At 63.1% G+C, this 21,310-nt stretch carries 24 protein-coding genes and 1 tRNA gene; 5 read left to right on the forward strand and 20 right to left on the reverse strand.

From position 1 onward, the window contains the following. Positions 1–2: 2 nt before the first annotated feature. Positions 3–599 carry a histidine phosphotransferase family protein gene (locus tag CFI11_RS12045; RefSeq protein WP_130406250.1) on the forward strand — a complete coding sequence of 199 codons (597 nt, stop codon included), beginning with the start codon at positions 3–5 and terminating at the stop codon, positions 597–599. On the opposite strand, the gene CFI11_RS12050 is transcribed toward CFI11_RS12045, so the two are convergent. The 10 genes from CFI11_RS12050 to CFI11_RS12095 all read right to left on the reverse strand — a co-directional run bounded on the left by CFI11_RS12050 (position 596) and on the right by CFI11_RS12095 (position 7,689). Continuing rightward, a complete protein-coding gene (locus CFI11_RS12050) occupies positions 596–1,861 on the reverse strand; it encodes a glutamate-5-semialdehyde dehydrogenase (RefSeq protein ID WP_130406252.1) in 1,266 nt (421 codons plus the stop codon). The two genes, CFI11_RS12045 and CFI11_RS12050, sit on opposite strands and share 4 nt — an antisense overlap. Before the next feature lie 22 nt (positions 1,862–1,883). Continuing rightward, positions 1,884–2,990: a glutamate 5-kinase gene (proB, locus tag CFI11_RS12055; RefSeq protein WP_130406254.1), complete on the reverse strand. Its 1,107-nt coding sequence runs from the start codon at positions 2,988–2,990 to the stop codon at positions 1,884–1,886. After that, entirely contained in the window at positions 2,978–4,012 is a 1,035-nt protein-coding gene (gene obgE / locus CFI11_RS12060; RefSeq protein ID WP_130406256.1) for a GTPase ObgE, read from the reverse strand. Before obgE ends, proB begins: the two co-directional genes overlap by 13 nt. Beyond that, positions 4,009–4,536, reverse strand: a complete 528-nt coding sequence (locus CFI11_RS12065; protein WP_130406258.1) for a GNAT family N-acetyltransferase — start codon at positions 4,534–4,536, stop codon at positions 4,009–4,011. The genes obgE and CFI11_RS12065 overlap by 4 nt, the downstream gene beginning before the upstream one ends. A gap of 1 nt (position 4,537) precedes the next feature. Beyond that, positions 4,538–5,080 (reverse strand): GNAT family N-acetyltransferase, encoded by a 543-nt coding sequence (locus tag CFI11_RS12070; protein ID WP_130406260.1) that lies wholly within the window; start codon positions 5,078–5,080, stop codon positions 4,538–4,540. Beyond that, positions 5,077–5,685, reverse strand: a complete 609-nt coding sequence (locus CFI11_RS12075; protein ID WP_130406262.1) for a LysE family translocator — start codon at positions 5,683–5,685, stop codon at positions 5,077–5,079. The genes CFI11_RS12070 and CFI11_RS12075 overlap by 4 nt, the downstream gene beginning before the upstream one ends. Further along, a complete protein-coding gene (locus CFI11_RS12080; protein WP_130406264.1) occupies positions 5,682–6,185 on the reverse strand; it encodes a GNAT family N-acetyltransferase in 504 nt (167 codons plus the stop codon). Before CFI11_RS12080 ends, CFI11_RS12075 begins: the two co-directional genes overlap by 4 nt. Then, on the reverse strand, positions 6,182–6,685 hold the full coding sequence (locus CFI11_RS12085) for a GNAT family N-acetyltransferase (RefSeq protein WP_130406266.1): 504 nt from the start codon (positions 6,683–6,685) through the stop codon (positions 6,182–6,184). The genes CFI11_RS12080 and CFI11_RS12085 overlap by 4 nt, the downstream gene beginning before the upstream one ends. 84 nt (positions 6,686–6,769) lie before the next feature. Further along, complete coding sequence (gene rpmA / locus CFI11_RS12090; RefSeq protein ID WP_130406268.1) at positions 6,770–7,039, reverse strand: 50S ribosomal protein L27; 270 nt, start codon at positions 7,037–7,039, stop codon at positions 6,770–6,772. A gap of 11 nt (positions 7,040–7,050) precedes the next feature. Beyond that, positions 7,051–7,689: a 50S ribosomal protein L21 gene (locus CFI11_RS12095; RefSeq protein ID WP_130406270.1), complete on the reverse strand. Its 639-nt coding sequence runs from the start codon at positions 7,687–7,689 to the stop codon at positions 7,051–7,053. A 294-nt stretch (positions 7,690–7,983) separates the two neighbouring features. On the opposite strand from CFI11_RS12095, the gene CFI11_RS12100 reads away from it, so the two are divergent. Continuing rightward, a complete protein-coding gene (locus CFI11_RS12100) occupies positions 7,984–8,997 on the forward strand; it encodes a Hint domain-containing protein (RefSeq protein ID WP_130406272.1) in 1,014 nt (337 codons plus the stop codon). 12 nt (positions 8,998–9,009) lie between these two features. Here the strand turns inward: CFI11_RS12100 and CFI11_RS12105 are convergent, their stop codons facing one another. Further along, positions 9,010–9,840 carry a hypothetical protein gene (locus tag CFI11_RS12105; RefSeq protein ID WP_130406274.1) on the reverse strand — a complete coding sequence of 277 codons (831 nt, stop codon included), beginning with the start codon at positions 9,838–9,840 and terminating at the stop codon, positions 9,010–9,012. A 1-nt stretch (position 9,841) separates the two neighbouring features. Continuing rightward, entirely contained in the window at positions 9,842–10,708 is an 867-nt protein-coding gene (locus CFI11_RS12110; protein WP_254448906.1) for a DUF2059 domain-containing protein, read from the reverse strand. A 258-nt stretch (positions 10,709–10,966) separates the two neighbouring features. On the opposite strand from CFI11_RS12110, the gene CFI11_RS12115 reads away from it, so the two are divergent. The 3 genes from CFI11_RS12115 (at position 10,967) to CFI11_RS12125 (ending at position 12,282) form a co-directional block, all read left to right on the forward strand. After that, positions 10,967–11,056 (forward strand) — tRNA-Ser (locus tag CFI11_RS12115). A gap of 229 nt (positions 11,057–11,285) precedes the next feature. Further along, on the forward strand, positions 11,286–11,837 hold the full coding sequence (locus CFI11_RS12120; RefSeq protein WP_130406276.1) for a hypothetical protein: 552 nt from the start codon (positions 11,286–11,288) through the stop codon (positions 11,835–11,837). 187 nt (positions 11,838–12,024) lie between these two features. Beyond that, the gene (locus CFI11_RS12125) at positions 12,025–12,282 is read left to right on the forward strand and encodes a YjhX family toxin (RefSeq protein ID WP_130406278.1); all 258 of its coding nucleotides are present in this window, start codon (positions 12,025–12,027) and stop codon (positions 12,280–12,282) included. A gap of 50 nt (positions 12,283–12,332) precedes the next feature. Here CFI11_RS12125 and CFI11_RS12130 read toward each other — a convergent pair whose 3' ends face one another. The 8 genes from CFI11_RS12130 to CFI11_RS12165 form a co-directional block, all read right to left on the reverse strand. Further along, complete coding sequence (locus CFI11_RS12130; protein ID WP_130406280.1) at positions 12,333–14,429, reverse strand: NAD-dependent epimerase/dehydratase family protein; 2,097 nt, start codon at positions 14,427–14,429, stop codon at positions 12,333–12,335. Between the two features lie 13 nt (positions 14,430–14,442). Then, positions 14,443–15,414, reverse strand: coding sequence for a glycosyltransferase family 2 protein (locus CFI11_RS12135; RefSeq protein ID WP_130406282.1), 972 nt, complete (start codon positions 15,412–15,414; stop codon positions 14,443–14,445). Further along, positions 15,411–16,634, reverse strand: a complete 1,224-nt coding sequence (locus CFI11_RS12140; RefSeq protein WP_130406284.1) for a glycosyltransferase family 4 protein — start codon at positions 16,632–16,634, stop codon at positions 15,411–15,413. Before CFI11_RS12140 ends, CFI11_RS12135 begins: the two co-directional genes overlap by 4 nt. Further along, entirely contained in the window at positions 16,631–17,626 is a 996-nt protein-coding gene (locus tag CFI11_RS12145; protein ID WP_130406286.1) for an NAD(P)-dependent oxidoreductase, read from the reverse strand. Before CFI11_RS12145 ends, CFI11_RS12140 begins: the two co-directional genes overlap by 4 nt. Next, on the reverse strand, positions 17,614–18,744 hold the full coding sequence (locus tag CFI11_RS12150) for a Gfo/Idh/MocA family protein (protein ID WP_254448907.1): 1,131 nt from the start codon (positions 18,742–18,744) through the stop codon (positions 17,614–17,616). Before CFI11_RS12150 ends, CFI11_RS12145 begins: the two co-directional genes overlap by 13 nt. Before the next feature lie 152 nt (positions 18,745–18,896). Next, positions 18,897–19,958, reverse strand: a complete 1,062-nt coding sequence (locus CFI11_RS12155; protein WP_130406288.1) for a methyltetrahydrofolate cobalamin methyltransferase — start codon at positions 19,956–19,958, stop codon at positions 18,897–18,899. 10 nt (positions 19,959–19,968) lie between these two features. Then, the gene (locus tag CFI11_RS12160; RefSeq protein WP_130406290.1) at positions 19,969–20,898 is read right to left on the reverse strand and encodes a methylenetetrahydrofolate reductase; all 930 of its coding nucleotides are present in this window, start codon (positions 20,896–20,898) and stop codon (positions 19,969–19,971) included. A 26-nt stretch (positions 20,899–20,924) separates the two neighbouring features. Beyond that, positions 20,925–21,221: a virulence factor gene (locus tag CFI11_RS12165; protein WP_130406292.1), complete on the reverse strand. Its 297-nt coding sequence runs from the start codon at positions 21,219–21,221 to the stop codon at positions 20,925–20,927. Positions 21,222–21,310: the final 89 nt, after the last annotated feature.

A 21,310-nucleotide genomic window follows, 5' to 3' on the forward strand; every position in this document is an offset into this window, starting at 1 on the left:
ATATGGGACAAAGTAACGTGAACCTCGCGGCACTGATAGGGTCGCGGATCTGTCACGATCTTATCAGCCCGATCGGGGCGATTACCAACGGACTGGAACTGCTTGATATAGCTGGTGTTTCCTCGGGTCCCGAGATCAGCCTGATCTCGGAAAGCGTCGAAAATGCGGGGGCCCGGATCCGGTTCTTTCGCATTGCCTACGGGGCGGCGGGCGAGCAGAGCATCGCGCGATCCGAGATTGTGGCGCTTTTGAACGACTTGCGCGCGGGATCAAGGGTGAGCGTGCAGTACGGGCCACTGGATGCCCAGCCGCGATCGGATCTGCGTCTGGCCTTTCTGGCCCTGCAATGCTGCGAAACGGCGCTGGCCTATGGCGGGACGGTGCGCATCCTCAAGGAAAACGGGACGTGGTCGATCATCGGCGGAGCGGAGAAGCTGAACGTGGTGCAGGATGTGTGGGATGATCTGACCCGTGCGGAGAAAAGGGCGGAGATCACCCCTGCCCTGGTGCAATTCGCGTTGCTGCCGGAAATCGCGGCGGAAGACGGCCGGACGCTCGACGTGACATACAGCGACACGGAAGTTGCGATCCGCTTTTAGCCGCGGATCGCCCCGTTGCCCGTGACCAGATACTTAAAGCTGGTCAGTTGGACGGCCCCCACGGGGCCACGGGCATGCATCTTGCCTGTCGCGATGCCGATCTCGGCGCCCATCCCGAATTCGCCGCCATCGGCGAACTGGGTGGAGGCATTGTGCATCAGGATGGCGCTGTCGAGCCGCTGGAAAAAGCGGTCCCGCACCGACAGGTCCTCGGTCAGGATGCAGTCGGTATGGTCAGATCCGAAGCGACGGATATGGGCAATGGCCTCATCGACATCGGCCACCGGTTTGGCGGCGATGATCATGTCGAGGTATTCGCGGCCCCAATCCTCATCCGTGGCCTCCACCGTGCCTTCGACCCGGGCCAGCGCGCCCTCGGCCCGAACCTCGACCCCGGCATCTATCAGCGCGCGGATCACGCCTTGGCCGAGGGTGGACACCGCGTCCTGGTGGATCAGAAGGCACTCGGCGGCTCCGCAGATTCCGGTACGCCGGGTCTTGGCATTCAGCACCACCTTGAGCACGGTTTCGGGGTCGGCCGCCTTGTCCACATAGATATGCACGATACCCTCGAGATGGGCGAAAACGGGCACCCGCGCCTCCCGCTGGACAAGACCCACGAGGCCCTTGCCGCCACGGGGAACGATGACATCGACCGTATCGGTCATGGTGAGCAGCTCGGAGACCGCCGCCCGGTCGCGCGTGGGCACAAGCTGGATCGCGTCTTCGGGCAGGTTGGCGGCGCGCAGCCCGTCGACGAGGCAGGCATGGATCGCGCGGGAGGAGTGGAAGCTTTCCGAACCCCCGCGCAGGATTACCGCATTGCCCGCCTTGAGGCAGAGCGCACCGGCATCGGCGGTCACGTTGGGCCGGCTTTCATAGATCACGCCGATCACGCCCAGAGGCGTGCGAACGCGCTGGATGTGGAGACCGTTGGGACGGTCCCATTCCTCCATCACGGCGCCCACGGGATCGGGCTGTTCGGCGATGGCGCGCAGCCCGTCCACGACGCCGCGCAGGCGCGCCTCATCCAGCATCAGGCGGTCCATCATCGCATCCGACAGGCCCTTGTCGCGGCCAAACTCCAGATCCTCGTCATTGGCGGCGATGATCTCGGCCCGGCGCGCCCAGACGGCATCGGCTGCGGAGATCAGGGCGGCGTGTTTCCTTTCGGCGGTGGCGAAGGCCAGCTCGGCGCTGGCGGCCTTGGCCCGCGCGCCGATCTCGGCCATGAGGGCGGGAATGTTGTCCATGTCTTTCATGTCGGACCCCTTATCTGGTGGCCTAAAGTGCCATATCGTCGCGATGGATTAAAGCGGCGCGGCCCGGATAGCCCAGGATACCTTCGATCTCGGCAGAGCGGCGGCCCCGGATGGCAGTGGCCTCCTCGGCGGTGTAGCGGGCAAGCCCCTGCCCCAGCTTGCGCGCATCGGGGCCGAGAATGTCCACCGGATCGCCCCGCCCGAAGACACCGGTGACGGCGGAGACGCCAGCGGGCAGCAGGCTTTTGCCGGAAGTGAGCGCGGTAACGGCGCCCGCATCGACGGTAATGGCACCCTTGGATTTCATCGCAGCAATCCAGCGTTTGCGGGCAGCCTGCGGATCCATCTGGGCGGTGAACCATGTGGCGGGCGCGCCGTTGCTGAGGCCCTTCAGCGGATGCAGGGCCGATCCTTCGGTGATTGCCATCGCACAGCCTGCCGCGATGGCCATTTTGCCCGCCATCAGCTTGGTCTTCATCCCGCCTTTGGACAGTCCCGATCCTGCATCGCCGGCCATCGCCTCGATCTCGGGCGTGATGGCGTCGATCACGTCATAGCGGGTGGCCGACGGGTCCTCGGCGGGATTGGCCGAATAGAAGCCGTCAACGTCCGAGAGCAGGATCAGCCGGTCGGCGCCTACGGTGACGGCGACCTGGGCGGCAAGGCGGTCATTGTCGCCGTAGCGGATCTCATCCGTCGCAATCGTGTCGTTTTCGTTCACGATGGGCACGACGCCGAGCGACAGGAGCGTCTCCAGCGTGGCGCGGGAATTCAGATAGCGGCGGCGGTCGGCGCTGTCCTCCAGTGTGACCAGCACTTGCGCGGTGGTCAGACCGTGGGGGGCCAATGCCTCCTCATAGGCGCGGGCCAGGCGGATCTGGCCAACGGCGGCGGCAGCCTGAGACTGTTCCAAAGCAAGGTCAGGTCCGGACAGGCCCAGAACGCCGCGGCCCAAAGCGATGGAGCCGGAGGAGACGAGGATTACGTCAGCCCTTGCCCCTTTCAACCAGGCGACATCGGCGGCGAGCGACACCAACCAGTCCGAGCGCAGGGCGCCGGTAGCACGGTTCACCAGCAAGGCCGAGCCGATCTTGACGACGATCCGCCGCGCCTCGGTCAGGGACGCCACGGTTCATCCTCCTCGGGGGCCTTGAGGCGCAGGCGATCTTCCTCGATTTCGCTGCGTACGGCGCGGAGGACCTCTGTCAGGCCCTCGCCGCTCACGCCCGACATCATGAGGACGGGGCCGCCAACAGCCTCTTCCAGCGCGGCCCTGGCCTCGGCGCGTTCATCGTCGTCCAAAGCGTCGATCTTGTTCAGCGCGGTGATGCGGGTCTTGTGGGCCAGATCGCCGCCATAGGCTTCCAGTTCGCCGATGATGGTCTGGTAATCCTCGGCCACCGTCTCGGACGTGCCGTCGACCAGATGCAAAAGCACGGCGCAGCGTTCGACATGGCCAAGGAACCGGTCGCCGATGCCACGCCCCTCATGGGCGCCTTCGATGAGACCGGGGATGTCGGCGATGACAAACTCAGCATTGTCCACGCCCACGACACCCAGATTGGGGTGCAAAGTGGTAAAGGGATAATCTGCAATCTTAGGGCGGGCATTAGACGTAGCGGCGAGGAAGGTGGATTTTCCGGCATTGGGCAGACCCAGAAGCCCAGCATCCGCGATGAGTTTGAGGCGCAGCCACAGCGTCCGCTCCACCCCCGGCAGGCCGGGATTGGCGCGGCGGGGTGCCTGGTTGGTGGAGGATTTGAAATGCAGGTTGCCGAAGCCGCCATTGCCCCCGCGCGCGAGTTCCACGCGCTGGCCGACCTCCGTAAGATCGGCAATGATCGTCTCTTCGTCCTCGTCCAGGATCTCGGTGCCCACGGGCACACGCAGCACGATGTCGTCACCGTCCTTGCCGGTGCGCTGCTTGCCCATGCCGGGCTGGCCGTTCTTGGCAAAGAAATGCTGCTGGTAGCGGAAGTCGATCAGCGTGTTCAGCCCATCGACCGCTTCGGCCCAGACCGACCCGCCGGTGCCGCCATCGCCGCCATCGGGCCCGCCATATTCGATATACTTCTCGCGCCGGAAGCTGACACAGCCCCCGCCTCCGCCGCCGGAGCGGATGTAAACCTTGGCCAGATCGAGAAATTTCATGTGCCGGTTCCTTGCGCCTTGCGGCGGCGATACAGCTTAACCGGCGCAGGCTCAAGCCGGGCGCGGGACTTGGCCATGCCCTTGCCCGTCTCTTCGAAGCCGAGTTTCAGGAGCATCGCCGTCGAGGCCGGATTGTCGGTGAAGACCTCCGCCTTGACCTCCTCCATCCCGCCCGAGGCGAAGGCGGCCTCGACAAAGGCGCTGACCGCTTCGGAGGCATAACCGCGCCGGGCCTGGGCGGGGTCGATGAAATAGCCGATGGAGGCATCGTCAAAGAGGCTGAGCATGCCGATGAACGTACCGCGCTCTTTCAGAGCGACGGCCACGCGAAAGGCGGGGCCGCCGTCATAAGCGGCCTGCGCGATAACCTCGGCGGCGTCCTCCACGGGCCAGGGCGAGGAGGCAACGAAGATCATCGGAGCCACACGCGGATCGCCCCCGATCCGGGCAAGCTCGGCCGCATCCTCCTGTCGCAGTGCCCGCAGGATCAGGCGATCAGTTGTCAGATGCGGCCAGTCGGTCATGTCAGGCAAGCTTCTTCAGGTATGTCCAGGTGGGCACGGTCGCGTCGCGCGCCACACTGAAGCTTTCGGCATCGCCCAGATATTCGAACCCGCAATGGGTCAGCACCCGGGCCGAGGCCGGATTGTCCTGAAAGACGCTGCCGAACATGGTCTTGTCGCCCAGCGGATTGGCTTCCACCAGCGCCTGCACCGCGTCGGACGCGAGCCCGGTATTCCAGTAGATCGGCGCCACCCAATAGCCGACCTCCGACTGGTTGCGGTCCATCTTTTGCAGGCTGATCACGCCCATCAGTTCCGACCCGCCGGATTTAGAGCCGTCCATGGCCCAGATGTCTTCCTCCCGCTCTTCGGCCATGGCCCGCGAGACGAACGCCTCTGTCAGACCGGGCGGCAGCGGGTGCGGGATCGAGGTGGTCATGCGTGCGACGCGTTCGTCGCCTGCGTAAAGCTCGATCAAGCCCTGATCGGACCGGCGCAGGGGGCGCAGGTCGAACCTTTCGGTTTCGACGACCGGCTGGTCGGCGATGATAGTGTCGAGTTTCATTGTGTTACCCCTCCTCCGAACAACACGTAGAACACAGACGCGACGGTGAGCCCCGCCAATGTCCACATCAGATATTTTTCCTCAGGTCGTCCTGCAACCGTCGCGGCGATCCGATCGCCGGCGAATGTCCAGATCGGATGGAGCACGATCTGACAGGCCAGCAGGCAGGCCGCAATCACCGCCGTCGCCTCCAGCGGAGGCGTGCCAACGGCGACGAACCCGGTAAAGCCCGCCACGATCATCGCCCAAGCCTTGGGGTTGAGCGGATGCACGATCAGGCCCGCGAAAAAGCCGGGGGCTTTGGCCGCACCGGCATCGGTGTTCAGGCGCAGATTGGCGACCTTCCAGGCGAGCCAGCAGATATAGGCGGCCGAGACCCATTTGAGGGTATCAAAAACCCATGGCGCGCGGTCCGCCAGTTCCATGAGGCCAAAACCCACGGGCCAGATCACAAGTTGCTTGCCCAAGGCCACGCCCGCAACGAAAGGCAAGGCCGCGCGGAAACCATAGCGCGCGCCGGTGGCCATGAGTGCCATGTTGGCGGGACCCGGCGTACCGACTTGGGACGCGGCGAAGACGAGGAAGCTGGCGGCCGCAACGCTCATTGCAGGGCCTCCCACCGGGTGCGGGTCAGTTCCACATGCTGTACCTCGACATCGCGACCCAGGGCACGGGAGGGATTTGTGTCGAGATGCGTGGGCTCGAAGCCGATCTTGGTCAGCACACCTTTGGAGCCTGCGTTTTCGAGCATATAGCTGGCTTGCAAAGTGTCATCGCTCTTTGCGAAATGCGCAGCGACCAGGGCGCGACCGGCCTCGGTCGCATAGCCCCTGCCCCAAAACGGCTGGCCATACCAATAGCCGAATGCCTTGGTGATCGACACGCATCCGACCAATCGGCCTTCGGCAGTGACCCCGAAAACACCGGGATCGCCCATCGGCAAGGTGTCGATGAACATTTGCGCATCCTCTACCGAATAGGGATACGGCACGCGGGAGACCCAGCGCGCAACTTCGAAATTATTCGCGAGAGCCGCGATGTCACCCACATCCTCGGGGCCGAGGCGCCGCAGGACGAGCCGGTCGGTTTCGATGATATCTGTCATTGTGCCGCCTCCCACCCCGCACGGGTCAGGATCATCTTTTGCTGATCGACGGCGTGGCCGAGGCTGCGTGTGAAAGTGGGCTCCACATGGGTGTCGCGAAACCCCAGCTTGGTGAGCACCTTGCAGGACGCTGCGTTGCCCTCCAGATAGCCGGAGACCAGATCTTCACCACCGTTCGCGAAATGGCGATCTACCACGGCGCGACCGGCCTCAGTCGCGAAACCATGGCCCCAGAACGGCTCTCCGAACCAATAGCCGAGGTGATCCTCGGACGAGATGCAGCCGATGAAACGGTTTTCTTGCAGTACGGCGAAATGGTCGGTTCCGTCGTCCTCGACCCGCCCCGTGAATTCAAGGGCGTCGTCCGGGCCATAGGGGAACGGCACGCGGGTCAGCCAGCGCGCGACGTCGAGGTTGTTTAGAAGCACCGCAATCTCCGGCGCATCGACACGGGCGATGCGGCGCAGGGTCAAGCGGGATGTCTCAATACGGTCGGTCATCGGACCGCTCCTGAAAAACAAAGAAAGGGGACCGGCGGTGTCGCCGGTCCCCCTGAATTTCGTCTTAAGCTCTTGGGTAACGGCTTACTCGGCGGCCTCCGCCATTGGCAGGACGGAAATGAAGGTACGGCCCTTCAGACCTTTGTGGAATGTCACCGCACCCTGCACGGTCGCAAAGATCGTGTGGTCCTTGCCCATGCCCACGCCCTGGCCCGGCCAGAACTTGGTGCCGCGCTGACGCACGATGATGTTGCCCGGGATGGCCGCTTGGCCACCAAAGAGTTTCACGCCAAGGCGGCGACCGGCTGAATCGCGACCGTTACGGGAGGAACCACCAGCTTTCTTATGTGCCATTCTCTCTCTCCTTAACCCTTGGCCAGTTCTTTGGCCTGTTCGATCCAGCCTTCACGCTCGATCCGGCCTTTGAACGACAGTTTCTCGTCCATAGCAGCAACGTCCTCATCCGTCCATGCTGCAACCTGCGCGAAGGTGGTGACACCCGCCTCGTGCAGTTTCTTTTCAAGCGCCGGGCCCACGCCCGAAAGCTTTTTCAGATCGTCCGCGCCATCGGTGGCGGCGGGCGCTTCGGCCTTCGCCTCTTTCTTGGGCGCAGCCTTCGCATTGGGCGCGTCGGCCACAGCAGCGACCGAACCTGCACCCACGGCAGCCTTCACGCCGCTTTTGTCGGCGCCGGAAGCCAGTATGTCCGTCACCTTGACCAGCGTCAGCTTCTGACGGTGCCCCTTGGTGCGCTTGGAGCTGTGCTTACGCCGGCGCTTGACGAAATGGATGACCTTTTCGCCCTTGATCTGATCGACGACTTCGGCCTGCACGGCTGCGCCTTCGACGAACGGTGCGCCGACGGTGGGCGTGTCGCCACCCAGCATCAGAACATCGTTGAATTGAACTGTTTCGCCAGCGTCTGCAGCCAGTTTTTCGACCCGGAGCATATCGCCGGACTGAACCTTGTACTGCTTGCCGCCGGTCTTGAGAACCGCAAACATGCGTCTTTCCTTTTTGCTTCCGCGTCCTGTGGTCCCCGTCTCCGGGCGTTCGCGGCCAAAGCCACCTCAGACAGCGCGCCCCGATGGGCGATATCCTATCAATTCCGGCATCCTACCGGGCACCAGAGAGCGCGCTTATCGGGGCATTTCCCCCGCAAGTCAAGGGGCCAAAAGCCTGGTCTCGAAACCCCGGATTTGAGCGGCATTTCGCCGTCGGCGGAAACCCGCCCTCCCGATTTGCGTATAAATCGACGACCTTGCGAGCGAAGTGCGTTTTAGAGGGACGGGAAAGCCATGCCGCTTTACACTTTGCAATGGGTCTACCAACTGGACGACTTCGACACGACCGGCGGAAACATCACCCCTCCCAATGAGCAGAACGCACAGGCGGCAGGGACGCCGCCCTTCAACATCCGTTTGGATCCCGGAGCGCAACCGCTGCAGATCGTCATCGACGACGACGACCCGGATTTCAACGAAGCCCCCACCGACAGCAATCAGGTGCTGGCAAATCCTGTGACGATTGACGGCGTCACCTATCCGGCCGGCTCTCTCGTGACGCTGAACTACGTGCTGACCGACGATAACGGGTTCGAGGGGTTTTCGATCACCATCGGCCAGAACAATACCGGCAACAACACCACGACCGCCTTCATTTCGAACCAGCCCATGGTTCCGGGGCAGCAATACACCTTTACGAGCGAGGGCAATATCGGGCGCAACCCCCGGCCCTATCAGGAATTCATCTGCTTTGCCGCGGGCACGCGTATCCGGGTGCCGGGAGGGACCTGTGCGGTCGAAAACCTGCAAGCCGGTGATCTGGTCACCACGATGGGGCACGGGGCGCAGCCCATCCGCTGGGTGGGCCAGCGGACAGTGCCCGCTTTGGGCTCGGGCGCGCCGGTGACGATTGCGGCGGGCACCCTTGAGGCGCGTCAGGATCTGACCGTGTCGCCCAATCACCGGATCCTGGTTCAGACCGGCGCCACCGAAATGGTGACAGGTGAGCCACGCGTGCTGGTGGCCGCAAAACACCTTGTGAATGGCCGTTCGATCCGGCAGACGCCGCGCGGCTTTGTCACCTACGTGCACATCATGTTCGACGATCACCGCATCGTCTGGGCAAACGGCTGTCCGACCGAGAGCTTCTACGTCGGTGCGCAATCACGCAAGATGCTGTCGGACGATCAGATGGCCGAGATCCTGGACCTCTTTCCCGAGCTTGCGACACGGGATGACCCTTCGCCGGCCATGTCCTATCCCGATGCCGAAGGGCATGAGGGCCGTGCCCTCGCCGCCTATCTCTGACGGGGTCCGGGCCTAAAGATCGCTGCCCGCCATCGCCTGGGCCGCCGCGCGGCCAAGATCATAGGAAATCGCGCGGTACATCACGTCAAAGCCCTCGAACAGCGCCGCATTCAGCGCCTGTCCTGCTTCTGTCTCCGAGAAGGCGATATAACGGTCGAGCATCTCGTCACTGAGCGGACGGTAGGCCATCAGCAGAAAGCCGTAAAGCCAGGCCTCTGTATCCTCTCGAATTTCACCTTCCTGGGCCCAGACATCGGCGATGATCTCGTCTTCGCTGAACTCGTAGGCTCCGCCATCGGCAAGCCCCTGGAAGAACATGAAATTCGACCCCAACGCGCCGGCCACATTGCGCTCAAGCAGATCGTTGGCGGCAACGAAACGCTTGACCGCCTCCAGACGGGCATCATCGGTGCCTCTCAACTCCGCATAATTGGCGCGGGCGATATCCTCTACATCCTCGTCCGACATCGCCTCCCGGGCGGCATTCTCGTAGGTCAGAATGCTTTGCCCTTCGGGGTTGTCAAAGAACGCCTGAATGGCTGCGCGATGGGGCGCGCTCAGCTCGCCCTCAAAGGCTTCTGCAACGATCCGCACCATCTCTTCGGTGTCGTAGATCCGGTCGACCTGCCGGATCCAGTAGGCCCCGCCCCCACCGGCCAGCATCTCGTCCTGCAGATCCTCGGCATAAGACAGGCCTTCGTTGCGCATCAGGCCGGCCACTTCGTGCAACCGCAGGGTCTGGACCAGATCCGCCGTCGTCGGCGCGGCCTGCGCCGTCCCGGCCAGCGCGAAAGCGAGCGAGGCTATAAGCGAAAGAGCAATTCGTCTGGTGACGTCAAACATCTCAGATATCCTGTCCCGGGTGCAGATCGGCCATCCGGCGGGCCAGGACCTCGAACCGGTTCGCCATGATCTCGTATTGAACCGCGTTCATCAGCACATAAACCTCCTGCATATCCGGATGTTCAAGCGCCTCCGCATAGGCTTCGAGATCCGCGTCTGAAAACGGCTCATAGGTATAGGCGGCGCCCGCGAGGGACGATTGCTGGATCGCCCGTCGCAGCGCGCCTTCGCGCTCGGACAGGACCGCTCTCAAATCCTCGGCATCCATCCTCAGGTCGATCACACCCGCCGCGCTCGCGGCCAGCAGAAAGCGCATCTGGATCTCCTGCAGCGCGCGCACGCTGGCCCCCGCGACATCGACGGCGCGGTTCATGCGCTGCAGGATCTGCAACCGGGCCGCGCCCGTCTGCACAAGATCCGCTACGATCTGCGCGCCTTCTTCCTGCTTGTCCTCGTCGTCTTCCTTGAGATGCGAGGCGTTCTCAGCCACCACAAGCCGTTGACCGAGATCGCTGGCGTAAAAGGCCGCTGCGTGATTAAGCAGTGGATCGCTCAGCGTTTTTTCCAGGATGTCGAGGGCCAGATCATGCATGACCTCGACGTCAAAGACGTCTTGGGTCACGCGGGTCCAGTCGGCGCCAAAGGCGTTCGGATCCATGCCGATCATCTGAGGCGCGGAACTGGCGGAAAGCTTGATGCTTTCCAGCGCGACATCAAAGCCCGTCACCTCCAGGAAAGCTTCCAGCCGACCGCGATCAGCGGCCTGCGCGGCGGCTGACCAAAGCAGGGCGATACATGTAAACGCGGCCAGAAGCGCGGAGCGATGTTTGAGAGAAGCGGAATAAACCATGCTCCAAAGGTACGTCATTTCAGCTTACGGGCAATCGAATTCCGCGATCAAAGGCGCGTGTAGGCGGACGGTCACGCGTTGTCTTGCGCAAACGGGATGGGTTGGTCGCGGGTGCCTGGGCCAGATTTCGTCGTCACGCAAATGGCGTCGGACCAAGCCTGCCGAGCGGTGGGCCTGCCGCCTTGCCCGGTGGCGCGTCAGATTACCGGGCCGTTCTCCAAATCGCCCCTTGCCACCCTGCCCGTTCCGAATTAAACGCCCACGACAGACCCCCGCGGAGAGGTGCCGGAGTGGTCGAACGGGGCGGTCTCGAAAACCGTTGTGGGTGCAAGCCCACCCAGGGTTCGAATCCCTGTCTCTCCGCCACTTTTCATAACTCTGATTGTTGTTGAAGCGTTCTTGTGTAGCTCAGGCATTTGCCAGATGTTACCATTGAATGAGGCTGACGGTCGGTAGAATAGACTAATGCGAGTTCACTAATGAGCGCACCACTGGAACCGTATCCTTTGACCGCCTAGCATTGCTTACTCTAACTTCAATGAGTCTTAGGCCGCGCATTGGTTGGCATTGTTGGGATTTTCTTTGAGGCTCCAAGATGGGCACGTCTGAGATCGCGCTTCTGATAAGCGGAATTGCACTCGCAGTTTCTATAGGGAATTTGATTTGGAACATCCGGTCCAAATTTCTGCAGCCCAAGCCCAACATTGGGATCCATTTCGCGGTGATGACTAAGGCAGGCTGCGACGACTCGTTTCAGGCCAAGCGTGCCATACAGTTGTCAGCGACAAACCTCGGCCCGAATGACGTGGTTATGAGTCAAGTGATAGGGCGGTCACGACGCTTGAAATGGTATGGCTTTCACACCCATTACATGGTGGTATTGGTAAGTTCCAGATGGCCAATAGAAGGACAAAAAGATCCAGGTGACTACGGAAATCTCCCGACCCGAATTGCAGTCGGCGACCAAGGCAGCTGGTATATGCCAATAGACAACACTTTTTTCACTGAACACGATATGACAGACTTCGGTTTAGTGGACACTTTCGGTCGCAGACACTGGGCCAAACAGAAGCACGTGAAATTGGTTCGAGCGAAGACGCTTGAGCATCTTAAACAAAGCAGGCTTCCCAACCCTCTCTCCGGTTGACCAGGCCGAAGAGTTTGCATAACTGCTGCCTAGGCGGCGCCGGACTGCGCGCCGAACCTCGGAGCGTTGATGTTGGAGAATGTAGCAAAGCGCTGACACGGGTCCCATTCGGATCGTGTCACGGACCCCCACCGCCCAAGCGGACGGGGCTTTTTGCTTTGTTTCCAAACCACATTCGAGATTGATCATGAACATCTCCAAAGCGGAACAGCGCGTGCTGCACGTGCTCGCTCAGGGTGGCGCGATACAATATGTGCGCGGCCCGAACCGAAAGGTCGTCGACGTGATTTGCGTCACGCGCGACGGCCATGTCCTCAGCAATTGCACGTTGGGCGTTTTCCAGCGTCTGTTGCGCCGGAAACTGATCCGGTCCCAAAACGGTCGCCCCTACCAGATCTCGCGCCTCGGGCGCGAGAACGTGCGGGCGCAGCTCGACAATCGGTAGGATCGGGATCAAGCCAGGCTGCGGGCGATGCCGCCTGCAGCCTTTTGATCTCAGAACCCGAAGAGATTGGCCTCGCCGATGGCCTTCTCGACAAAGCGGGCCCGGTCGGGTTCGGGCGCCCAGCCCAGTTCGGCCTTGGGTTTGGCGTTGTCGAAGGGCGAAAAATGGGCCCGTGATTTCCAATCGTTCAAGGAGGCGCGGGTCAGCCCCTTTTTGCGCAACACACCGACCTTCAGCGCATGCTTGACCGCGTCCGACAGAAAGAAGCTGTAAAGCGAGCCGGAGGTCACGCGGATCCGCGCACCCAGGCGGTCGTGGATGGCGTCAAAGTATTGCCGCGCCGACATCATGCGTTCGCCGGTCAGATTGTAGGATTGCCCGACGGCGCCCTCGCTCTCCATCATTCGGATCAGCCCGTCGGTGATATCGTCGATCAGCACGAAGGGCAGGATGTTGTTGCCATGCCCCCAGATGCGGACCGCGCCCGCGCCGTGCCAGCGGCCAATCCCCCAATGCTGCAACGGGCCGCCCGCGCCCACGACGATGCCGGGCCGGGCGATGACGAGCGGCAGCCCCCGGTCGCGATGCAACTCCATCAGGCGGCGTTCGCATTCGGCCTTGGAGCGCGCATAAAGGTTGCGGTCCGTCATGTCGGCGGCAAAGCCGGTCTCCTCGGTGATGCGCCGGAAGGGGTCCGACATGTCGTAAGAGGCGATCGTGCCGGTGTAGACAAGGCGCCGGACACCCGCCTCCATCGCGGCCTCGGCGATGCCGACACTGACGCCCACATCGTTTTTCAGGGCGTCCTCCCAGATGGCGTCGAGCGACTTGGCCAGGTTGAAGACGGTGTCGATGCCCCGCATCGCGGAAACCAGACCGGCCTTGTCGTGCAGTGACACGCCCACCGTTTCCACATGATCGGATAGATCATCGAAAGGCCCCGTCTTGCCCCGGCTAAGGACCCGGACGTCATGCCCCGCGGCGACCAGACCGCGTGTGAGGTGGCGCCCGATAAAGCCCGTTCCCCCGATCACCAGAACGGTGGGCGACGGGGCGGTTTTCGCAACGATTGGCCGCACCTCCGACGGCACATGGTCGAGGGCGGCGTCGATGGCCCCCATCACCTCGCAGGCGGCGTCGAAGTGAAACCTGCGGTCGAGTGGCGTGCCGGAGGCGATGCTGTCGTAGAACGCACCGATTGCTCCCCGGAAGCTGAGGCCATAGGGCGATTTCTGGTTCAGCGAGGTCAGCTGACGGGCGGCGTTCACAACGCCTTCGCGAGCATGCTGGCCGGCCTGCGACATCTGCGCAAGAAACGGGTTCAGAATCAGGTCTGCGGTGTTTTCGGCGCGCACGACCAATGTGTCGGACGCATAATCGAACCGCGCCTGCCCGCTTGAGCCACGCAGGGTCACGCTGCGATCATCAAGGGTTTCGACCAGAGAGAGGTTGAAGGTCACCTCCACCTCCCCTGCCCGCGCCAGAATGCGCCAGACCTGAGGGCGGGTTCCACCCCCCGGCAACGCGACGGGCTTGCTGAGCGCGACATGCTCGACTGTTACCGGCCCGAAAAGATCCACCGCGAAAGCAAACAGATGCGGGCCCAGTTCAAGCAGCAGGTTGCGGGGCGCGCGCATCAGCCAAAGGCCGAACGGACCGGAGCGCAGGGGCGGCAAGGGAAAACACCAGTTGATTTCGGCCATCGACACACGGCCCAACGCACCGGAGCGGACCTGCGCCTTCAACCGCTCATATCCGGGCATGCCGAGGAAATTATGCGCCGCACCCAGCGTCTTGCCCGCGGCCTTTGCCGCCTGTGCCATAGCCCGCGTCTGATCGGCGGAGATCGCGACAGGTTTCTCGACCCAGCAATGCAGCCCGGCCTTCAGGCAGTCGATCGTCAAATCATGGTGGCTGTCTGGTGGTGTGAGGATATGAACGGCATCCACTCCCCCTTCTGCCTGCATGTCCTCGACCGAGCTATAGGCACGCGCGCCATGCGCCTCGGCGAGCCCCTTGGCCGCAGAGGGCGAGACGTCGCAGACCGCCGCCAGCTCCACCCCCGGTGTCGCCTTGATCGCATCGGCATGCCAGCTTGCAATATATCCGGCGCCAATGATGCCGGCGCGCAGAGGGGATGAAGCCATCACAACGGCCTTTCTATTTGTATTCGATGATGCGCATGTCCTTACGGGTCGCCATACGCCAGATATAAGTCAGCATTCCCAAGAGGTTGGGGAACTTGGATAATGTCAGCAGTACCGCCTGCTCAGCCGCGTCACGCAGGTCGAGGCCCGCGCGCCGCAAGCCCTGCACCGTCCGAAGATAGGACAAGAGATAGACGGCAAGAACGGCAAGCAGCAGCAAAGGTTCGGTGAAAAGAGCGCCGACAGCGAGCACAGGCAGCAAAGCGGCATAGATCCAGACGCGCCGCCGCTCTTTGGTGAAGTATTCCGGATGCAAAGCACCCACCTGCGAAAAACCATGTCCGGTGCGCACTGCACGCTGCCACCATTGACCAAAGCGGAGCATATTCGCGTCGTGCAGCGTCATGTCTTCGGGCAGACGATGCACCCTCCAGCCCGCCTTTCGCATGCGGGTGCAGAACTCCTCGTCCTCGGCCGCGATGATGCGCGGGTTAAAGCCGCCCGCGGCCTCGAACGCCTCGGCGCGGACCATCATGTCGCCGCCGCAACCCTCGATATCGCCTGCCGGGCGATGCCATTCGAAATCGCACAAGCGGTTGTAAACGCTTGCCTCGGGGTGGATTTCGGCACGCCAGCCCGTGACGATACCCAGATCCGGCTGCGCGTCGAGCGCGGCACGTGCCTTGGCCATCCAACCCGGTACGATCCGGCAATCCCCATCGACGAATTGAACGTAATCTGGCCGCGTGCCCGTGCTGGCCAGGGCACGATAGCCCGCGTTGCGTGCCCGCGCCGCGGTGAACGGGGTGTCGGTATCAAGGATCACCACCTCCGCCCCCGCCTCTTCAGCGGCTTTCACGCTTCCATCGGTGGATCCGCTGTCGACATAGACGACCCGGATCTGCTGATCGGCCAAGGAGGCGAGGCAGGCCACCAGGCGCGCGCCCTCGTTGCGGCCGATCACGACGGCACCGATCAGGCTCATACCCGCCCCTCCGCGATTGACGTTCTGAACAAGGCGGCAAGCTTGCGCGCCTCCACGCGGCTGTCGAATTCGGCCACCACCTTGGCACGCCCCGCGGCGCCCATTTTGCGGCGCAGGTCGGGATGGGCCAGAAGCTGGATCAGGGCCGCGGCCAGGGGCTTTGAGGGGCCCGGAGGAACCAGCAGGCCCGTCACACCGTTCTCGACAAGTTCAGGCACGCCCGCAATCCGCGTCGTGACCACCGGCACCTCTGCGGCCATCGCTTCCATCAGCACAACCGGCACGCCTTCGGCAAAGCTTGGCAGGACGAAGACATCGGCCTTTTCCAGTGCTTCCGCTACCTCTGCCTGTGACTTGTAGCCGGCAAAGACGACGCCATCCCGCAGCCCCATATCTGCTGCACGCGCTTCCAGCGCCGTGCGGTCCGGGCCGTCCCCGATCAGGACAAGCTGACAGTCCGGCACCTGCTCGCGGACCTCTGTGAAGGCCTCCAACAGGACTGGCGCGCCTTTGACCGCCGCCAGACGCCCCACAAAAAGAAGCGTCGGGCGCTCTGATCGCTCCTCTTGCGTCCCATACCGCTCCGGCTCGATCCCGCAATGGACGATATGCAGCTTGTCCCACAGCGCGGCGTCGGAAAAGGCCATGGCCTGCGACCGGCAAAAGTCGCTGATGCAACTCACAAAGCGGGCGGTTTCGATTTTCCGGTCGAGCCTCCAATGCTCGGGCGCGAAAAAGATGTCTGGCCCGTGCAGGGTGAAGCTGTAGGGAATGCCCGACAAGGCTGAGGTCAGCATCGCGACGGTGCAGCTCGACTTGGCAATGTGGTTGTGCAAATGGGAGACCCCTTGCCGCTCAAGGTGATCAGCCAATACCGCCGCTTCGGCGAAATAAAAGAGCTGGTAGAGCAGATTGCGCAATCCGGGCGGCGCTGTCTGCACAGCCAGCTTCAGCGCCCCACCGTAGCGTCGGGGACTGCGCAGCGCGCGTATGTGCGCGCGCAAAAGAGTGAGCGGCGCTTTGGCCGTGTCGAGCAGTTTGAAGGTTTGCGCGGCCTCCGCCACCTGTTCGGGGCCAACATGATGTTCGGCACCGGTGGTGCGTACCGAGCACGTCAGAATTTCCAGCCCCTCGGCGCGCAGGGCCGCAACCTCGCGCTGAATGAAGGTGTCGGTGGCGCGGGGATATTCACCGGTCAGATAGGCCACGCGGTCGGTCACGCCGGTCCCTCCTCCTCGCTGGAGAGGCTCTGCTCCAGCGCCTGCTCAAACGGAATACACGGCACATCCTGCATCAGCGCGGCAAAGCGCGACGTGTCATAACGCAGCGGGATCATGCGGGCCTGCAGGATCTCTGGACAGAGCAGCCCCGGCAGCCGAGCCCGAAGGCCGGGCCGGGCCGACAGAAAGCGGGCCAGTGGCAAAAGCAGGCGCCAGTTGAGCGGAACGATCCGACCGGTGCGCGCCTGTCCCAGCCGTATCAGGTATGTCTGGCGCGACGGCGCGTCCGGTTCGATCATGTTTACCGGACCAGAGGTCGGTATTTTGCAAGCAGAGACAAGGCCTTCCGCGCAGTTTTTTACGTAGACGACCGGCACAGTGCCGTCCGCGGACAGGCGCAAGAGAACCGGCCCCACCCTGGGCCCAAAATGCGCATTCCACCATCGACCGGGACCAAAGACCGCCCCTGGTCGCATCACGATCAGGTCGATGGCATGGGTCCGGGCAAAGGTCTGCGCGACCTCCTCCTGCAGGTATTTCGCCTGACAATAGACGTCCCGCAAGGTCGCATCCGGCTCAAGCGGCGTATCCTCTGACAGCACCCCGCCCTCGGGAACCGCGTCATGGCCATAAACCGCGATGGAACTGACGAGAACCACTTTCGGTTTCGTCTCAAGACCCGCAACCGCCTCGATCAGGTATCGTGTGCCGGTGACCGTGTCGTCAAGCTGTTGTGCCTCCGGGCCCGACATCGCGGCTGCAAGGTGAATGACCGCATCGCAGCCTGCCACCGCATCCGTCAGCCCCGCCTCCCCGCGGGCGAGATCGCAGACCACCACCGACACATCAGGGTCGTTCGCCCAGATCTCGGGCGCGGTGCCCGCCCGCCGGACCAGGGCGCGCACGTGATGGCCGCGCCTTCGGGCGGCGGCCACGGTCTCGCGCCCGATAAAGCCGCCCGCGCCAGTGATCAGCAGGGTCATCTGGCCCATGGCATCGGCTCCATCCCCTCGCAGGTCGTGTGCATTTTTTGTGCGCCCGTCTCCTCGCCCGCCGCCTGAATGGCCAAAGTCACCTCTGTCAGATGCAGCGCGTAGTCACCCGCCAACCGGCTTTGCCGCCCTTCGCGGATCGCCTCCAGCATCTCCACCGGCCCAAGCGCGAAATTCATCGCCGCCGCACCCAGCCGTTTGACCTTTGGATGGGTCGGCCCGGACAGCCGCACCCGCCTGCCAATGGGATGTTCCAACAGCCGCCGCCGCAGCACAAAGCGCTTTTTGAAGCGGACCGGGGCGGCATTGTCCCAGGCCTTGTCGATCTGGGCCACCCCATTGTCGCCAATCACCTGGATCCGGTGATTGTGCGGCGCGACGATGGAACAGGTCAGCCGTGCGACGAGGCCCGAATGGAAAAAGAGCGTGGCGACCGACACATCCGCTGCGCAATCGGCCACGCCCAGCTTGTCGGGGATCACTTCCGCACTGGCCGCGACGACGGTGCGGACCGGCCCGAAAATAGCGATGAGCCAGCTGAGGTAATAGCCCGCATGCTCCAGCGTGCAGCCCACCTGAAACTCATCCTCATAGGGCCAGGGCGCCCCCGACGGCGCGCGCCAATCCTTTACCGGGGCGTGCGGGATGAAGCCGTCGTCGAGTTCGGCGTAGACAAGCCTTGGCGCCTCTACGATACCATGCCGGACCGCATGCCCAAGGGTTTGCGCCGCCTCACCCAGCACGCTGGACGGCGCGCTGGCCAGTTGCACGCCGCGATCCTGCGCCAGGACCATCAACCGCGCGGTATCATCGAAGGCCAGCGTCATCGGTTTTTCGCTAAAGACGTGATGGCCCGCCTGCAAACACTCCGCGATGACATCGACATGCGCCTTGGGATTGGTGAGGTTGAGGATCACGCCGTCCTTGGGATGCCCTGCCAGAAGCTCACTTAGCGACGCATGGACCGGCAGTGACCAGTGCCGGGCAAACGCCTCTGCCCGCGCGCGATCAACATCATAGACACCCGCGATCCGCACCCCCGGATAAAGCGCGAAGGAGCGCAGGTAGAGGTCGGCGACAAAGCCGCATCCGATGATGGAAATCGCCTGATCTGTCACGTGCCCGTCGCGCCGCCTGAACTTGCCATGGATCGAAGATGTCGAGGCCAGTTTGCCTCAAACGCTCCATTTGTCCTGCGTCAGAGCACGGAAACATGTCAAGACTGCGGCGCGCGCGGCACCGCAGCATGGCGATTGAGCAAAAGTGGCGCTCAGGCGCGGCGGCGGCGCCCTCCGGCCCGGCCGCGACGGCCTCCGGCTTCTTCGCCGGGTGCCGCGGGTGGCTTGTTGAACCGGATCCATTCGGCGCCGTGGGGGTCATTATCGGTCAGGAAATTGGCCGCGCGAATGGCTTCCATCTCCTTGCCCGGCTTGGATTGGGTGGAGCCCAGGCCAAACAGCGTCACGAATGTCTCGTCATCCATGCCATCGGGCAGGACGACACCCGCCGCCGCGACCTCGGCTTTCTTTTCGGCAATCCGTTTTTGCGTCACCGGCAAGGCCACCGGGTTCATGATCGCGCTGGTCATGCCCGCCCCCATTGCCATCGGCAGGAAGGCGTTGTTGATGCCGTGCCGGTTGGGCAGCCCGAAGGAGATGTTGGAGGCCCCGCAGGTCGTGTTCACCCCCAGCTCCTCCCGCAGCTTGCGCACCAGCGTGAAGACCTGAACGCCAGCCGTCGCCATCGCCCCCACCGGCATCACCAGCGGGTCCACCACGATATCGTGCGCCGGAATGCCGTGATCGGCGGCACGCTCGACGATCTTTTTGGCGACGGCAAAGCGTACATCGGGATCTTCCGAGATACCGGTGTCATCGTTGGAAATCGCCACGACCGGAACGTTGTACTTTTTGACCAGAGGCAGGATCTGCTCCAGCCGTTCCTCCTCTCCGGTGACCGAGTTCAACAGCGGACGGCCCTCGCAGACCTCAAGCCCCGCCTCCAACGCACCGGGCACGGAGCTGTCGATGCATAAAGGCACATCGACAAGCCCCTGCACCAGCTTGAGAATTTCCACCATCAAGGGCGGTTCGGTCTCGTTCGGATTGGGGTTGGAATTATAGACCACCCCCGCATTCACATCGAGCACCGTCGCACCTGCCGCCACTTGCGCCAGCGCATCCTTTTCCACGGTCGAGAAATCGCCCGCCTCCAGCTCGGCCGCGAGTTTCTTGCGGCCGGTGGGGTTGATCCGCTCGCCAATCACGCAAAACGGCTCGTCAAAGCCGATGGTTGCGGTCTTGGTCTTGCTCTCGACGATGGTGCGGGTCATGGGCGTCCTTTCAGGAAGCGTTTGCGGGGCGCGTGGCCGCCCCACCGTTTTCGATGGCCCAGGTGGCGTTGGTCTTGATGCCGCCCAGGGGGAAGAAATGCACGTTGGTGATGTTGAAATCCGGGTTGGCCGCTTTGTGCGCGGCCAGCTCGCCAATCACCTCCGTCGGCTCGAACGGCAAAAGCAGCTTGGTGACGTCCTTGGCGCGCTTTTGCAGCACTTTCAGCGACGGACCAACACCGCAGGCAATCGCGAATTTGATCAGCGTTTGCAGCTTTGCGGGGCCCGCGATGCCGATGTGGATCGGCAGCGTCACACCGGCCGCCTTGAGGTCATCGGCCCACTTGATGATCGGCCCGGCCTCGAACGCGAATTGCGTGGCAATGGCCATCTCCGCGTCGGTCCGTTCCGAAAACTTTTGTTTCCATTGAAGCGCGTCTTCGACGTTCTTCATGCCGCCATCGGGGTCGATGTCGCGATTGCCCTCGGGGTGGCCTGCCACGTGCAGCCGCTTGAACCCCGCCTTGTCGAAGACGCCCGTCTCCATCAGTTGCATGGAGCAGTGAAAGTCACCCTGCGGCGCGGCCACACCGCCGGCAAGAAGCAGCGCCTGGTCGACACCCGCCTCGCCCTGGTAGCGCGCGACCCAGTCAGCCAATGTCGCCTCGTCCTTGATGATGCGGGCTGGGAAATGCGGCATGACCGGATAGCCATCCTCGGCCAGACGTTTCGCCGTCGCCACCATCTCGTCGATCGGTGTGCCTTCGATATGGGCGATGTAGACGCGGGTGCCCTCGGGCAGCAGGTCGCGGAAATTTTCGACCTTCGCGGCAGTACGTGGCATCACCTCGATGGAATAGCCCTGCAGGAAGGCCTCAACCTCGGGTGAGACCCCTTCCGCGCGGGGTGCTTCGCGTTTTTTGAAGTTCAACAAAGCCATGGCGACCTCCCATATCGACCGGCGCGTCACGCCCAACCATCGTTTGCGATCAGGGCCTTGATACGCTCCTGATCGTATTCCGCATCAAGCCGGGTGGCCTCTGCCTCCGCTACGGCCTCTGCATCTCCGTCGACGGCATAAGGCTGGGCCTTGCGCCATTCGGCGAGGTAAGCATCCGTATCCGCTGCGCCAACCTTCATCGCCGCGCGGTCGATGGCCTGCTCGAACCGTTCCGGCAGCGGCCGCTTGGCGCCGCGCCGTCCCTTGCCCACGATGACCTGAGCCGGGATGTCGCGCCAATAGACGATGGTGACGTCGGGCATGGATGATTCCTCGTCTGTTTCGACCCTCTTAGGGCACGCGCGCTGCGCGGTTGCGCCGGTTTTCGACGAAAAGGGCGCTGTCCGCGACC

Origin of the sequence: Thalassococcus sp. S3 (assembly GCF_004216475.1) — a bacterium.
In the GTDB taxonomy this organism is placed as follows: Bacteria; Pseudomonadota; Alphaproteobacteria; order Rhodobacterales; family Rhodobacteraceae.